General features: G+C 65.6%; 13 protein-coding genes. 3 read left to right on the top strand and 10 right to left on the bottom strand.

Features of this window, described 5'->3' with window-relative positions:
- The 3 genes from JY96_RS04755 to JY96_RS04765 all read left to right on the top strand — a co-directional run bounded on the left by JY96_RS04755 (position 1) and on the right by JY96_RS04765 (position 4,875).
- The gene (locus JY96_RS04755) at positions 1-750 is read left to right on the top strand and encodes a Nif3-like dinuclear metal center hexameric protein (protein ID WP_081961035.1); all 750 of its coding nucleotides are present in this window, start codon (positions 1-3) and stop codon (positions 748-750) included.
- A 118-nt stretch (positions 751-868) separates the two neighbouring features.
- Positions 869-2,515 carry a FecR domain-containing protein gene (locus JY96_RS04760; protein ID WP_161784239.1) on the top strand — a complete coding sequence of 549 codons (1,647 nt, stop codon included), beginning with the start codon at positions 869-871 and terminating at the stop codon, positions 2,513-2,515.
- Positions 2,512-4,875 (top strand): CHASE2 domain-containing protein, encoded by a 2,364-nt coding sequence (locus JY96_RS04765; protein ID WP_035035405.1) that lies wholly within the window; start codon positions 2,512-2,514, stop codon positions 4,873-4,875. The genes JY96_RS04760 and JY96_RS04765 overlap by 4 nt, the downstream gene beginning before the upstream one ends.
- Positions 4,876-4,894: 19 nt before the next feature.
- Here JY96_RS04765 and JY96_RS04770 read toward each other — a convergent pair whose 3' ends face one another.
- The 10 genes from JY96_RS04770 to JY96_RS04815 form a co-directional block, all read right to left on the bottom strand.
- A complete protein-coding gene (locus tag JY96_RS04770) occupies positions 4,895-5,479 on the bottom strand; it encodes a CBS domain-containing protein (protein WP_035035408.1) in 585 nt (194 codons plus the stop codon).
- A gap of 218 nt (positions 5,480-5,697) precedes the next feature.
- The gene (hisF, locus tag JY96_RS04775) at positions 5,698-6,477 is read right to left on the bottom strand and encodes an imidazole glycerol phosphate synthase subunit HisF (protein ID WP_035035411.1); all 780 of its coding nucleotides are present in this window, start codon (positions 6,475-6,477) and stop codon (positions 5,698-5,700) included.
- A gap of 18 nt (positions 6,478-6,495) precedes the next feature.
- Positions 6,496-7,242: a 1-(5-phosphoribosyl)-5-[(5-phosphoribosylamino)methylideneamino]imidazole-4-carboxamide isomerase gene (gene hisA / locus JY96_RS04780; protein WP_035035414.1), complete on the bottom strand. Its 747-nt coding sequence runs from the start codon at positions 7,240-7,242 to the stop codon at positions 6,496-6,498.
- Between the two features lie 47 nt (positions 7,243-7,289).
- On the bottom strand, positions 7,290-7,979 hold the full coding sequence (gene hisH / locus JY96_RS04785) for an imidazole glycerol phosphate synthase subunit HisH (RefSeq protein ID WP_035035416.1): 690 nt from the start codon (positions 7,977-7,979) through the stop codon (positions 7,290-7,292).
- 44 nt (positions 7,980-8,023) lie between these two features.
- Positions 8,024-8,647, bottom strand: coding sequence for an imidazoleglycerol-phosphate dehydratase HisB (hisB, locus tag JY96_RS04790; RefSeq protein WP_035035418.1), 624 nt, complete (start codon positions 8,645-8,647; stop codon positions 8,024-8,026).
- Positions 8,644-9,744 (bottom strand): histidinol-phosphate transaminase, encoded by a 1,101-nt coding sequence (gene hisC / locus JY96_RS04795; protein WP_035035420.1) that lies wholly within the window; start codon positions 9,742-9,744, stop codon positions 8,644-8,646. Before hisC ends, hisB begins: the two co-directional genes overlap by 4 nt.
- A 3-nt stretch (positions 9,745-9,747) precedes the next feature.
- Entirely contained in the window at positions 9,748-11,061 is a 1,314-nt protein-coding gene (gene hisD, locus JY96_RS04800) for a histidinol dehydrogenase (RefSeq protein WP_035035422.1), read from the bottom strand.
- An 87-nt stretch (positions 11,062-11,148) separates the two neighbouring features.
- A complete protein-coding gene (gene hisG / locus JY96_RS04805; protein WP_035035423.1) occupies positions 11,149-11,805 on the bottom strand; it encodes an ATP phosphoribosyltransferase in 657 nt (218 codons plus the stop codon).
- Positions 11,806-11,944: 139 nt separating this feature from the next.
- Complete coding sequence (gene murA / locus JY96_RS04810; RefSeq protein ID WP_035035426.1) at positions 11,945-13,240, bottom strand: UDP-N-acetylglucosamine 1-carboxyvinyltransferase; 1,296 nt, start codon at positions 13,238-13,240, stop codon at positions 11,945-11,947.
- 105 nt (positions 13,241-13,345) lie between these two features.
- Positions 13,346-13,600 carry a BolA family protein gene (locus JY96_RS04815; RefSeq protein WP_035035429.1) on the bottom strand — a complete coding sequence of 85 codons (255 nt, stop codon included), beginning with the start codon at positions 13,598-13,600 and terminating at the stop codon, positions 13,346-13,348.
- Positions 13,601-13,628: the final 28 nt, after the last annotated feature.

Below are 13,628 nucleotides of genomic sequence, written 5' to 3' on the forward strand. Positions count from 1 at the left end.
ATGATCGACCGAGAAGCCTTGCATCGCCACCTGCAGGAACTGCTGGAGGCCGATCGATTCAAGGATTATGGGCCGAACGGTCTGCAAGTTGAGGGCAAGCCCGTCATTCACAAGCTGGTGACCGGGGTGACGGCCAGCCTGGCCCTGATCGACGCGGCCATTGCCGCCAAAGCAGACGCCATCCTGGTGCACCACGGCCTGTTCTGGCGTGGGCAGGATGGCCGGCTCACCGGCTGGATGAAGCAGCGCGTGGCCCGACTGATCCAGCATGACATCAACCTGTTTGCCTACCACCTGCCGCTGGACGCCCACACCTCCCTGGGCAACAACGCCCAATGGGGGCAAAGACTGGGCCTGGTGGCAGACGGCCGCTTTGGTGATCAGGATCTGGGCTTCCTGGGCCCGGTGCCCGACGAGCTGGATCTGGCCGGCATGGTTGAGCGCGTGACCCAGGTATTGGGACGCGCGCCCGTGATGGTGCCGGGTGACGGTCGCGCCTTGAAGCGGGCAGCCTGGTGCAGCGGTGGCGCGCAAGGCTACTTCGAGGGCGCGATCGCCGCGGGCGCGGACGTGTTCCTCACCGGTGAGATCTCGGAGCCTCAGGCGCACTACGCGCGTGAAACCGGCGTGGCCTTCCTCGCCTGCGGCCACCATGCCAGCGAACGCTACGGCGTGCAGGCGATCGGGCAACACCTGGTGTCGCGCCTGGGCCTGCAGCACGAGTTCCTGGACATCGACAATCCGGCCTGAGCTGACAAGCCCGCCTTGCCGCTGAGGCGGGCATCACGTAAGCTGCCTGACATTCAAACGAACTCGGGAAGTTTTGCCCATGCTGCTCGCACATCGACCGGCCTGGACAGGTGTCTGGATGTGCGCAGCATCACTGACATGCTGCCCTGTTGCCTTGGCCGCCTCGGCGTCATGTCACACCCATACGGCCGTTGCCGGTGACACGCTGATCGGCCTGAGCCAACGTTATCTGGCCGAACCCCGGCACTGGCAGGTGCTGGCCCGCGTCAACAAGATTGACAACCCCAGGCGCATCCCCATCGGCCAGCCACTGTGCATCCCGGTCGAGCGCATGAAGGCGACGCCACAGGCCGGCGTGGTGCTGGAGGTGGTGGGCGAGGTCACGCGCCGCGATCCACCTGGCGCCGGCCACGCTGCCGCCATGCAACCGGTACAAAAAGGGGACGCCGTCACCCAGGGCATGACGCTGCGCACCAGCACCAACGGCTACGTCACGGTGCAGCTGGCCGATGGCTCGATCCTGAAGGTTCAAGCGGACACGCAAGCGCGGCTGGACAGCTCGGTCAAGTACGAGGAGGCCGGTTTTTTTGCCTCGACCTGGACCGTGCTGCGCGGGCGAGTCGAATCCCTGGTCGCGCACCTGACGGGCGGGCAACCCCGCTACCAGATCAAGACACCACAGGCGGTGCTGGGCGTGCGCGGCACCGAATTCCGCGTGGCCACGGATGACAAACAGACCTGGAATGAGACCCTGGACGGCACGGTGGCGGTGAGTGGCGCCATGAAGGGTGGCAAAGGTGCCACAGGGCGTACCACCCTGGTCACCGCTGGCCATGGCACGGTGGCCGGTGCGCAGGCCCACATCGCCGAGCCCCAGGCCCTGCCGGTCGCCCCCGTGCTGTCTGGCCTGCCTTCCTTGTTCGAACGCCCCCTGCTGCGCCTGGACTTGCCGGAAGTCCCCGGTGCCAGCAACTACCGCATCCAGATCGCCGAAGATGCCGACTTCCGCCGCGTACGCGCCGAAGCCACATCGCCGCAGCCCCATTTCCGCGTGGCTGACCTGCCTGACGGCCACTACCACCTGCGGGCACGCGTGGCGAATGCGCAAGGGCTGGAAGGACAGGATGGCACCTGGCCCCTGCAGCTCAAGGCACGCCCTGAGCCCCCCATCCCCACAGCCCCCGCCAACCGCGCCAAGCTGCGCGCCCGCGAAGCCCACTTCAGCTGGACGGCACACCCCCAGGCCCGAGCCTACCGGCTGCAAGTGGCACGCGATGCAGGCTTCACGCAACTCGTGCTGGACCAGGCTGACCTGCCCGACCCAGAAGCCACCGTGCCGCTCCCGGCGGGCGATTACCACTGGCGCATCGCCACCACCGCTGCAGGCCCGGACAAAGGCCCCTGGGGTGATGCCCAGTTGCTGCTGATGCGAGATCCCCCCGCGCAACCGCCGCCACCGGTGATCACGCCTGACAGCCTGCAATTCCAGTTGCAAGCCGAGCCCGGGCAGCACTTCGAATTCCAGATGTCAGCCGACGGGGCGTTTGCCCGGATGCTCTACAGCGTGACCGCCGACACGCCCGACATCACCCTGCCCCGGCCACCAGAAGGCGGGCGCCTGTATGTGCGCTACCGCGCCGTGGATGCAGACGGCTTCATCGGGCCCTACACCACCCCGCAGATGGTGCTGCTGCCGGCCTGCGTGCGGAGCTCGGACATGCAGTGCGTGGGCGGTGGCGAGCATTTCCTCACCACCGAGCCATGAACCGAGCTGACATGCCATCGGCCTCCAGCAGCATGCACCCGGTCGGTCAGCAAGGCCGTGAATGGTGGCTGGTGAGCCTGTGCCTGATGGCCCTGACCGCGGCAGCCTGCTGGTGGCACTGGACCTGGCACCTGGACCAGGCCGTGTACGACGCCGCGCAAAGCACCTGGCAGCGCCAGCCAGCCCCCGACATCGTGATCGTGGCCATTGATGATGCCAGCCTCCAGGCCATCGGGCGCTGGCCCTGGAAGCGGTCGATCCACGCCAGTGTCCTGCAGCAGATCCAGGCGGCCTCGCCCAAATCGGTGATGCTGGACTTGCTGCTCAGCGAACCCGATGCGGACCCGCAGCAAGACGCCTTGCTGGCGAACGCCATGCGCGCGTTCGACAAGGTCATCCTGCCCGTGGGCCACGTGCTGGATGGGGCGGGGCAAGGCCACGAGCTGCGCCCCATCCCGCTCTATCAGGATATCGCCCACCTGGCCCATGCCGACGCGGCCATTGATGTGGATGGCACCTTGCGCAAGGCCTATCTGTGGGCAGGCACCCGCGCCCAGCGCTACCCTCATCCTGCGCTCGCCATGTTGCAGGCGGCGGGCGAGTGGCCAGAAAACATCCCGGCCCAGACGGCACAGGATGACGCAGCGGCCACGTCGCCCAATATGCAGTCCTATTGGCAGCGCCAGGGGCCCATGGCCATTCCCTTCCTGGGTGCCCCCGGGCGCATCGCCCACGTGTCCTACGCGGCCGTGCTGCGTGGTGATGTACCGGCCAGCACCTTCCACCATCGCCATGTTCTGATCGGCGCCACGGCCAGCGGCCTGGGTGAAACCTTCCAGACCCCGGTGTCGCAATTCGGCGAGGGCATGTCGGGTGTCGAGGTCATCGCACAATTCCTGGATGCCTTGAGGCAAGGCCGGTTCATCCACACCTTGCCGACAGTGGCCAATGCGGCCTTGTCCGCGCTGCTGGTGCTGGGCCTGCTGTGGTCCTTCCGCCGTGTCACGCCGCGCCAGGGCCTGATCAACAGCGCCTGCCTGGCCGTCGGGGCCGTGCTGGTGTCGTGGGGCCTGATGCAATGGGGCCTGTGGTGGCCACCGTTCGGGCTGGCACTGGGCGCCCTGTTGAGCTACCCCGTCTGGAGCTGGCGCAAGCTGGAGGCCACCGCGCGCGAGCTGGAGCGAGAGCTTCAGGCCATGTCAGGTGATCCGGGCATGACAGGCCAGGGCCCCTCTGCCCCCAAGGGCAAAGCACAGGGCGACTTCATGCGGCAACGCACCGGTGCCATCAGCCAGGCCAGCTCGCAACTGCGCCAGACACGGCAACTGCTGGCCCACACGCTCTCGGCCTTGCCTGACGCGGTGTTTCTTGTGGACGCCGAGCATGTGATTACCCAAGCCAACCAGCAGGCCTGCGTGATGACCGGATTCAACCACGCGTCAGCCTTGCTGGGGCGCCCTTTGAGCGAGGTGCTGGCCCCCCTGGCGCCCAATGAGGCCCCCACCTGGGAGATGCTGCTGGACAAAGCCATCCAAAGCCGTGCGCCTGTGACATCGGCCGCAGCGCACCCGCGCGGCAAGCAGTACCTCGTGGCGGTGGTGCATGCCGATGACCGCATCCCTGACAGCGGCACCATCGTCTGTGCCACGGATGTGACGGCGTTGCGTGAGGCCGAGTTGCAGCGCGCTGAACTGCTGGGCTTCATCGCGCACGACATCCGCTCGCCCCAGGCTTCGCTGATCTCGCTGGTGGAACTGCACCGCATTGGCGGGCAGATGTCCCAGGAAGAAACGCTCAAGCACGTGGAAGCCATGGCGCGGCACACCCTGGATCTGTGCGAAGAGCTGCTGCAGGTGATGCGGGCCGAGACGCGGCCCATTGCCCCGGCTCAAGGCGACCTGATCCAGCTGGCACAGGACTGCATCGACGAGATGCAGTTGCAGGCACGCACCAAGGACATGGTGCTCTCAGACAACTGGCCACCCGGCCACATGCAGACGGCCACCTTTGACGATTACCTGCTGCACCGCGCCCTGATCAACCTGCTGAGCAACGCCATCAAGTTCAGCCCCAAAGGCGGACGGGTGTCCGTCTCGGTGACGCACGAGCCCGGGCACCACGTGATCGCCGTGCGCGACCAGGGCCCGGGCATCCCGGAGTCGGAACTGGGGCGCCTGTTCAAGCGTTATGAACGCGTTGAGCAGGGGCGCCCGTCCAAGCTGGCGGCCGGCATCGGCCTGGGCCTGGTCTTCATCGACACAGTAGCAAGGCGCCATGGCGGGCAGGTCAAGGTCATCAACAGCCCCGGTGAAGGGGCTTGTTTTGAACTGTGGCTACCCACCGATGTCGGTGCGAACTGAACGCGCGGCTCAGTGAAGCTCAGTGCGCCAGCACCATCTCCAGCTCGGCAAAGCTGCGCGAATGCAGATCAGGCTCAATGGTCGTGTTCATCGCCATCTCCAGGCGGCTGGCCGAAAACAGGCCGCGCAACACCGTCTTGCCATGCTTGGCCTGGGTCACCAGCAGGTAGCGCAAGCCGTGCTCATGCATGGTCTCGGCAATATCACCCAGGCGGGCCGTGCGCACAGCAGAGAGGTCGACCGTGTCCCATTGGGTCACGGGCACCATCACGTCGGCGACGGTCAACTCACGGCGAGACACCATGTGGCTGGAAGCCCGCACCACAGGGCGTTCACCCTGGATGTCTTCGGCGGTCACCATGCCGACCAGCTCACCGTCCACGCCAGCCACGAACACCATGCGCACCCCGGCGCGCAGCATCAGGTGCAAGGTCTGGTCCAAGCCATCATGCGGCTGGGCCACCACGCAGGCGCTGTGGTGCAGATCGGTCAGCAGGCTCAGGGCCGCATCGTGGGGCAAGGCCATGCGCTGCACCTTGGGCAATTCGGGCGCGGTGGTCATGGATGACAGCGGCAGCGGCTTGAAACGAGAAGTCAAGGGCATGAGGCACTCCTTTCGAAGTTGAACCCGCCCCCTGGCGGCCCGGCCGTTCAATGGCCTTGGCACGGAGGGCGAGGCATATCCCGCTCCACACATTACGCCTGTTCTCGACACGCAGACAGGGGCATGCGCAAACCCATGCGGCCGGGAGTGTGATGCTTGTCACGGCAACAAAAAGGAAAGGCCGCATTAGCGGCCTTTTCGGACAAGCGAGCGGTGGCTCAGATGCGCACGGGAATGCCGCGTTGCGCCATCACGGCCTTGGCCTGCGCCACCGTGTACTCGCCGTAGTGGAAGATGCTGGCCGCGAGCACGGCATCCGCCCCGCCCTGCTGCACGCCGTCGGCCAGGTGGTCCAGGTTGCCCACGCCGCCAGAGGCGATCACAGGCACGCCCACGGCATCGCTCACGGCACGGGTCAGCTCCAGGTCGAAGCCGGATTTGGTGCCATCGCGGTCCATGCTGGTCAGCAGGATCTCACCGGCGCCGTGTTCGGCCATTTGCCTGGCCCAGGCCACGGCATCCAGGCCCACGTTCTTGCGGCCACCGTGGCTGTAGACATCCCAGCCCGGCCCACGCGCGGCCAGGTCGTCACCCTGGCGACGCTTGGCATCGATGGCCACCACGATGCACTGCGAGCCATAACGGTCGGAGGCCTCGCGGATCACGGGCGGGTTGGCCAGCGCGGCCGAGTTGAAGCTGACCTTGTCGGCACCGGCATTGAGCAGGCGGCGCACGTCGTCCACCGTGCGCACGCCCCCACCCACCGTCAGCGGGATGAAGACCTGCGAGGCCACGGCTTCGATGATGTGCAGGATCATGTCGCGGCCATCGCTGGTGGCCGTGATGTCCAGGAAGGTGAGCTCGTCGGCGCCTTGCTCGTTGTAGCGCGCGGCGATCTCGACCGGGTCACCGGCGTCACGCAACTCGACGAAGTTGACGCCTTTGACGACGCGCCCGCCTGTGACGTCCAGGCAGGGAATGATGCGTTTGGCTAGCACTGGAAGGCCTTTGCTCGATCAGCCTTCGCCATTGAGTTCATCGGCACGCTTTTGTGCCAAGGCGAAGTCCAGGTCACCCGTGTAGATGGCGCGACCGCAGATCACGCCTTCCACGCCTTCGGACTCGACGGCGCACAGTTCTTCGATGTTCTTGATGTTGGACAGGCCACCGGAAGCGATCACGGGCACGGTCAGGGCCTGGGCCAGCTTGACCGTGGCATCGATGTTGATGCCCGACAGCATGCCGTCACGGCCGATGTCGGTGTAGATCACGCCTTCCACGCCGTAGTCTTCGAACTTCTTGGCCAGGTCAACGACCTCGTGACCGGAGAGCTTGCTCCAGCCGTCGGTGGCGACCTTGCCGTCCTTGGCGTCCAGGCCCACGATGATGTGGCCGCCAAAGGCGACGCAGGCGTCTTTCAGGAAGCCCGGGTTCTTGACCGCAGCAGTGCCGATGATGACGTAGCTCAGGCCGTCGTCCAGGTAGCGCTCGATGGTGTCGAGGTCGCGGATACCGCCACCCAACTGCACCGGGATCTCGTCACCCACTTCTTTGATGATGGCCTTGATGGCCGCCTCATTGACGGGTTTGCCGGCAAAGGCACCGTTGAGGTCCACCAGGTGCAGGCGACGGGCGCCCGCGTCCAGCCAGCGCCGGGCCATCGCGGCCGGGTCCTCGCCAAACGTGGTGGAGTCATTCATATCGCCTTGTTTGAGGCGAACGCATTTGCCGTCTTTCAGGTCAATCGCAGGGATCAGCAGCATGGCTGTGGTGCGGGTGGGTGGAGAAATCGTTGGAACCCTGGCAGCACTCAAGGCTTCCAGAGCAGGAAATTGCGGTACAGGGCCAGCCCGTGCTCGGCACTCTTCTCGGGGTGGAACTGGGTAGCGAAAATGTTATCCCGGGCTACAGCGCAGGTAAAGCGGACACCGTATTCGGTTTCGCCGGCGCTGTGTTGGGGATTGTCCACAACCGCATGGTAGCTGTGAACGAAGTAAAAGTAGCTGTCGTCGGGTATGCCGGCCCACACGGGGTGAGGCTGGCCACCCCAGACACCCGCGTGGCGGGACTGGTGGACACGATTCCAGCCCATCTGGGGCACCTTGTAGCGGCTGCCATCGGGCTGGGTCATGCCGTCCAGGCGGAACTTGATCACCTTGCCTGGCATGAGGCCCAGGCCGGGAGTGTCCTGCTCTTCGGAATGGTCCAGCAGCATCTGCATGCCCACGCACACGCCCATCAAGGGCATGTTGGCGGCGGCATGCAAGACGGCGCCCAGCAAATGGCCGCCGTGGGCTTCGCGCAGTTCGCGCATGCAGTCGCGCATGGCGCCCTGCCCCGGCAGCACGACGCGCTCGGCGGCATTCACCACCTCGGGGTCGTTGGTGACCACGACCTTGAGGTTCAGGTCTTTGGCTGCGTGTTCAACCGCCTGCGAAACAGAGCGCAGGTTGCCCATGCCGTAATCAATCACGGCCACTGTCGATGTCGTCTGGCTCATGGAGTCAAAGGGAAAGCATCACAGGGAGATCGAAACGGCAGGGCTCACAACGAGCCCTTGGTCGAGGGGATCACGCCGGCCATGCGGGGGTCGCGCTCCAGCGCGGCGCGCAGCGCACGGGCAAAGGCCTTGAACACGGTTTCACACTGATGGTGCGCGTTGACGCCCTTCAGGTTGTCGATGTGCACGGTGACGCCCGCGTGGTTGACGAAGCCCTGGAAGAACTCGTAGGTCAACTGGGTGTCAAAGCCGCCAATGCTGCCGGCCGTGAAGGGGATGTCGATGTGCAGGCCAGGACGACCGGAGAAGTCGATCACGACGCGTGACAGGGCCTCGTCCAGCGGCACATAGGCGTGGCCATAACGGCGGATGCCCTTCTTGTCGCCCACGGCCTTGGCGAAAGCCTGGCCCAGGGTGATGCCGACGTCTTCCACGGTGTGGTGGCCGTCGATGTGCAGGTCGCCCACGGCGTGGATGTCCAGATCGATCAGGCCGTGGCGTGCGATCTGGTCGAGCATGTGGTCGAAGAAACCGATGCCGGTGTGCAGCTTGGCCGCACCGGTGCCGTCCAGGTTGACGCGGACGGTGATCTGGGTTTCGGCGGTGTTGCGGGTGACCTCGGCCACGCGATCGGCGCCAGCTTGGGCCACCATGTCAGGAGCGTTCATGCAGGGTTGGAAATCAGGGGTTCACGCAGGATGTCGGCCAATGCCGCGATGAGCGCGTCATTTTCCGAGGCTTGTCCCACGGTCAGGCGGATACAGTTTGCCAGCAAACGGTGCAGGCCCGCCACATTTTTAATCAGGATGCCCCTAGCTTTAAGGGCGTTGAAGGCCGCAGCGGCGTCGTTCACGCGCACCAGGATCATGTTGGCCTGGCTGGGGTAGGCCTTGGCGCCGGGCATGGTGGCCAGGGCGGCCAGCAGGCGTTCACGCTCGGATTTGATGGTTGCCGCCTGACGGGCGAACTCGTCCGCATGCTCCAGCGCGAACAGCGCCGCCTCGACGTTGAGCACGCTGATGTTGTAGGGCGGGCGCACCTTTTCGACCTGCTCGATCAGGTCCTTGCGGCCCATCATGTAGCCCAGGCGGACGCCGGCCAGGCCGAATTTGGACAGGGTGCGCATCAGCAGCACATGCGGGTGCTTCGTCAGGCAATCCAAGTAGCTCTTGCTGGCGAAGGGCTGGTAGGCCTCGTCGATGATGACCAGACCTTGGCCGTTGGCGCCCACCGCAGCCACGATTTGCTCGATGACGGCGTCGTCCCACAAATTGGCCGTGGGGTTGTTCGGGTAGGCGATGTAGGTGAGCGCGGGCTTGTGTTCGCGGATGGCAGCCAGCATGGCGGGGCCATCCAGCTCGAAGTCGGGTGTCAACGGCACGCCCACGAATTGCATGCCGCTTTGTTTGGCAAAGGCCTCGTACATCACGAAGCCCGGCAGCGGCGCCAGCGCCACGGCACCCGGTTGGGCGCAGGCCACGGACAGCAGCGAGATCAGCTCGTCGGAGCCATTGCCCAGCACCAGGCCGTAGTCGGCGGGCACATGGGCGTAGGCGCGCAGGGCCGCATGCAGGTCATACACGCGCACACCCGGGTAGCGGTTCAGGGCCACCTTGCCCAGGCGCTCACCCAGCTCGCCCTGCAAGGCAGGCGGCAGGGTGAAGGGGTTTTCCATCGCGTCGAGCTTGATGTAGCCCGCGGCGTCCTGCACCACGTAGGCGTGCATGGCGCGGACATCAGGGCGAAAAACGTCGAGCAGGCTCATGGCTTATTTCTTCAGGCGGAATTCAGCAGCCTGGGCGTGGGCCTGCAGGCCTTCGCCATAAGCCAGCACCGCGGCGGTCTTGCCCAGCACCTGGGCGCCGGCTTCGCTCACCTCGATCAGGCTGGAGCGCTTCTGGAAGTCGTACACGCCCAGCGGCGACGAAAAACGCGCCGTGCCCGAAGTGGGCAGCACGTGGTTGGGGCCGGCGCAGTAGTCGCCCAGCGATTCGCTGGTGTAGGCACCCAGGAAGATGGCGCCCGCGTGCTTGAGCAGGGGCTCCCACTTGTGCGGGTCGTTCGAGGACACCTCCAGGTGCTCGGGCGCGATGCGGTTGCTGATCTCGCAGGCCTCTTCCATGCTGCGCGTGTGGATCAGGGCGCCCCGCCCTTCCAGCGAGGCGCGGATGATGTCGGCGCGCGGCATGGTGGGCAGCAGGCGGTCGATCTCGGCTTGCACCTTGGCGATGTAGGCGGCGTCCGGGCACAGCAGGATGCTTTGCGCCAGCTCGTCGTGCTCGGCCTGGCTGAACAGGTCCATGGCGACCCAGTCGGGCGGGGTCGTGCCATCGGCCAGTACAAGGATCTCGCTGGGGCCGGCGATCATGTCGATGCCCACGGTGCCGAACACGTGCTTCTTGGCGCTGGCCACGTAGGCATTGCCCGGGCCGGTGATCTTGTCGACCTTGGGGACCGTGGCAGTGCCATAAGCCAGGGCGGCCACGGCTTGCGCGCCACCAATGGTGAAAGCGCGGGACACGCCGGCCACATAGGCGGCAGCCAGCACCAGCGGGTTCTTTTCACCCTTGGGCGTGGGCACGACCATGATGATTTCCTGCACACCAGCCACATGGGCGGGGATGGCGTTCATCAGCACGGACGAGGGGTAGGCGGCCTTGCCACCGGGCACATAGATGCCCACGCGGTCCAGCGGCGTGACCTTCTGCCCCAGCAAGGTGCCGTCTTCATCGCGGTATTGCCAGCTCAGGCCGCAGGCTTCCTTCTGGCGCTCGTGGTAGCTGCGCACGCGCTTGGCGGCACTTTGCAGGGCTTCACGCTGCACGGCAGGCAGGCTGTCAAACGCGGCCTTCAACTCGGCCTGGCCCAGCTCCAGCGCGGCCATGCTGTCCACCTGCAGGTGGTCGAATCGGCCGGTGTACTCGAGCACGGCGGCGTCACCACGCAGGCGCACATCAGCCAGGATCGCGCCCACGCGGTCTTCGATGGCCGTGTCGGTCTCGGCCGACCAATGCAGCACCTTCTGGAAGGCGGCATCGAAATCGGGCTGGGAGGTGGCGAGGTGGCGGATCTGGACTGTCATGAGCAAAAGGATCTCAGAAATCTGACTGCTGCGCAGGGCTGACGCGATGGCTTGTGGCTACCAGCGTCATAGCCCCGGGCAGGCGCTTCACTTCTTGGGGATGGCGGATTCGAAAGCCTGGATCAGGGCGCGGATGGGTTCGCGGTTGAGCTTGAGCGAGGCCTGGTTGACCACCAGGCGCGAGCTGATGTTCATGATCTGCTCGACCTCGACCAGGTGGTTGGCCTTGAGCGTGTTGCCGGTGGACACCAGGTCCACGATGGCGTCGGCCAGGCCGGTCAAGGGGGCCAGCTCCATCGAGCCATACAGCTTGATCAGGTCCACGTGCACGCCCTTGTTGGCGAAGTGATCGCGGGCAATGGTGGTGTACTTGGTGGCCACGCGGATGCGCGAGCCCTGCTTGACGGCAGCGGCGTAGTCGAAGTCGGCGCGCACGGCCACGCTCATGCGGCACTTGGCGATGTTGAGGTCCAGCGGCTGGTACAGGCCGTCGTTGTCACCGTTGACGCCGGCGTGCTCGATCAGGATGTCCTTGCCGGCCACGCCGATATCGGCACCGCCGTATTGCACATAGGTGGGCACGTCGGAGGCGCGCACCAGCACCACACGCACATCAGGGCGAGTGGTGGGCAAGATGAGCTTGCGGGACTTTTCAGGGTCTTCGGTCACCTCGATGCCGGCAGCGGCCAGCAGCGGCAAGGTTTCTTCGAAGATGCGGCCTTTGGAAAGTGCGAGGGTGATCATGGATGTAGATGATGTCATGCCCGTTTGACGCAAAGCCACCCGCAGAACTCAGCCTGCCAAGCGGACACCGCAGAACCGGCTTCGCCGGGCTGCTGGTGTCGCCCCCTGGAGGGGGCGCGCGAAGCGCGTAGGGGGTGGGTCATTTCACGCGTTCAATGTCAGCACCGATGCCGCGGAGTTTCGCTTCCATGCGGTCGTAGCCACGGTCCAGGTGGTAGATGCGGTCGACCAGGGTCTCACCCTCGGCCACCAGGCCCGCGATGACCAGGCTGGCCGATGCGCGCAGGTCAGTGGCCATCACGGTGGCACCAGACAGCTTGGGCACGCCGGCGACAACAGCGCTGTGGCCATCGATCGAGATGTTTGCACCCAGGCGGATCAGCTCGTTGACGTGCATGAAACGGTTTTCAAAAATCGTCTCGTGGATCACGGCGGTGCCTTCGGCCACGCAGTTGAGCGCCATGAACTGGGCCTGCATGTCGGTCGGGAAGGCGGGGTACTCGCGGGTGCGGAAGCCCACGGCCTTCAGGCGAGCATCGGCCTTGACCCGGATCCAGTCGGGACCGGTTTCGATGCCGACGCCGGCTTCACGCAGCTTCTCGATGACGGACTCGAGGTGCTCGGCATTGGCCTTGCGCAAGGTGACGTCGCCACCGGTGGCGCCCACGGCGCAAAGGAAGGTGCCGGTTTCGATGCGGTCGGGGATGATCTGGTGTGCCTGGGCGCTGCTCAGGCCATGCAGCTTGTCCACGCCCTGGATGCGGATGCGGTGCGTGCCCTGCCCTTCGATCTTCGCGCCCATGGCGATCAGCAGGTTGGCCAGATCGGCGATCTCGGGCTCTTGCGCGGCATTTTCGAGAACGGTTTCGCCCTCGGCCAGGGTGGCGGCCATCAGCAGGTTCTCGGTGCCGGTCACGGTGACCATGTCGGTCGTGATGCGGGCGCCCTTCAGACGGGTCGGCTGGCCGTTGGCGCCCAGCGGCGTGCGCGCTTCGATATAGCCGTGCTCGACCGTGATCTGGGCACCCATGGCCTGCAGGCCCTTGATGTGCTGGTCCACCGGGCGAGAGCCGATGGCGCAACCACCGGGCAGCGACACGCGGGCGCGGCCAAAGCGCGCCAGCAGCGGGCCCAGCACCAGGATGGACGCGCGCATGGTCTTGACCAGCTCGTAAGGCGCTTCGGGCTTGTCGACCCGGCCGGCGTCCAGCGTGACGCAGCTGGCGTCATCGGCATGGCGCTCGGCCACGACGCCCATGTTGCCCAACAGCTTGAGCGTGGTGGACACGTCCTGCAGTTGCGGCACATTGGCCAGCGTGACGGGCTCGGCGCTCAGCAGCGTCGCGCACAGGTCAGGCAGGGCGGCATTCTTGGCGCCAGAGATGGTCACTTCGCCTTGCAGGCGACGACCGCCGCGGATCAGGAGTTTGTCCATGGGGAAACACAAAGGGCGCGAGCCTGCCGCCGAAGCGGAGTCGCGCCTGAATTAGAGGGTTCGATGATCTGGCAGAGCGAGTGCCGCCCGGTTCAGACTGTGAAATCAGGCCTTGGGAGCCTGCTCGGCCCATTCGGCCGGCGTCAAAGTCTTCATGGACAGCGCATGGATCTCAGCCCGCATTCTATCGCCGAGGGCCTGGTAAACACGCTGGTGGCGGCCAATCCGGTTCTTGCCCTCGAACTCGGCCGACACGATGGTGGCGAAAAAGTGCTGGCCGTCGCCTTCGACCTCCAGGTGCGAGCACGGCAGCCCGGCGGCAATGTATTGCTGGATATCGGCAGGGGTGGGGTTGGCCATGTTGGACTCGACAGATCAGGAAAAAAGG

This window comes from Aquabacterium sp. NJ1, from assembly GCF_000768065.1.
In the GTDB taxonomy this organism is placed as follows: Bacteria; Pseudomonadota; Gammaproteobacteria; order Burkholderiales; family Burkholderiaceae_C; genus Aquabacterium.

What these genes read in the sequence shown, in the direction of transcription:
- JY96_RS04755 (WP_081961035.1), top strand. Translation starts at nt 1, where the DNA reads ATGATCGACCGAGAAGCCTTGCATCGCCACCTGCAGGAACTGCTGGAG.
- JY96_RS04760 (WP_161784239.1), top strand. Translation starts at nt 869, where the DNA reads ATGTGCGCAGCATCACTGACATGCTGCCCTGTTGCCTTGGCCGCCTCG.
- JY96_RS04765 (WP_035035405.1), top strand. Translation starts at nt 2,512, where the DNA reads ATGAACCGAGCTGACATGCCATCGGCCTCCAGCAGCATGCACCCGGTC.
- JY96_RS04770 (WP_035035408.1), bottom strand. Translation starts at nt 5,479, where the DNA reads ATGCCCTTGACTTCTCGTTTCAAGCCGCTGCCGCTGTCATCCATGACC.
- hisA (WP_035035414.1), bottom strand. Translation starts at nt 7,242, where the DNA reads ATGCTGCTGATCCCTGCGATTGACCTGAAAGACGGCAAATGCGTTCGC.
- hisH (WP_035035416.1), bottom strand. Translation starts at nt 7,979, where the DNA reads ATGAGCCAGACGACATCGACAGTGGCCGTGATTGATTACGGCATGGGC.
- hisB (WP_035035418.1), bottom strand. Translation starts at nt 8,647, where the DNA reads ATGAACGCTCCTGACATGGTGGCCCAAGCTGGCGCCGATCGCGTGGCC.
- hisC (WP_035035420.1), bottom strand. Translation starts at nt 9,744, where the DNA reads ATGAGCCTGCTCGACGTTTTTCGCCCTGATGTCCGCGCCATGCACGCC.
- hisD (WP_035035422.1), bottom strand. Translation starts at nt 11,061, where the DNA reads ATGACAGTCCAGATCCGCCACCTCGCCACCTCCCAGCCCGATTTCGAT.
- hisG (WP_035035423.1), bottom strand. Translation starts at nt 11,805, where the DNA reads ATGATCACCCTCGCACTTTCCAAAGGCCGCATCTTCGAAGAAACCTTG.
- murA (WP_035035426.1), bottom strand. Translation starts at nt 13,240, where the DNA reads ATGGACAAACTCCTGATCCGCGGCGGTCGTCGCCTGCAAGGCGAAGTG.
- JY96_RS04815 (WP_035035429.1), bottom strand. Translation starts at nt 13,600, where the DNA reads ATGGCCAACCCCACCCCTGCCGATATCCAGCAATACATTGCCGCCGGG.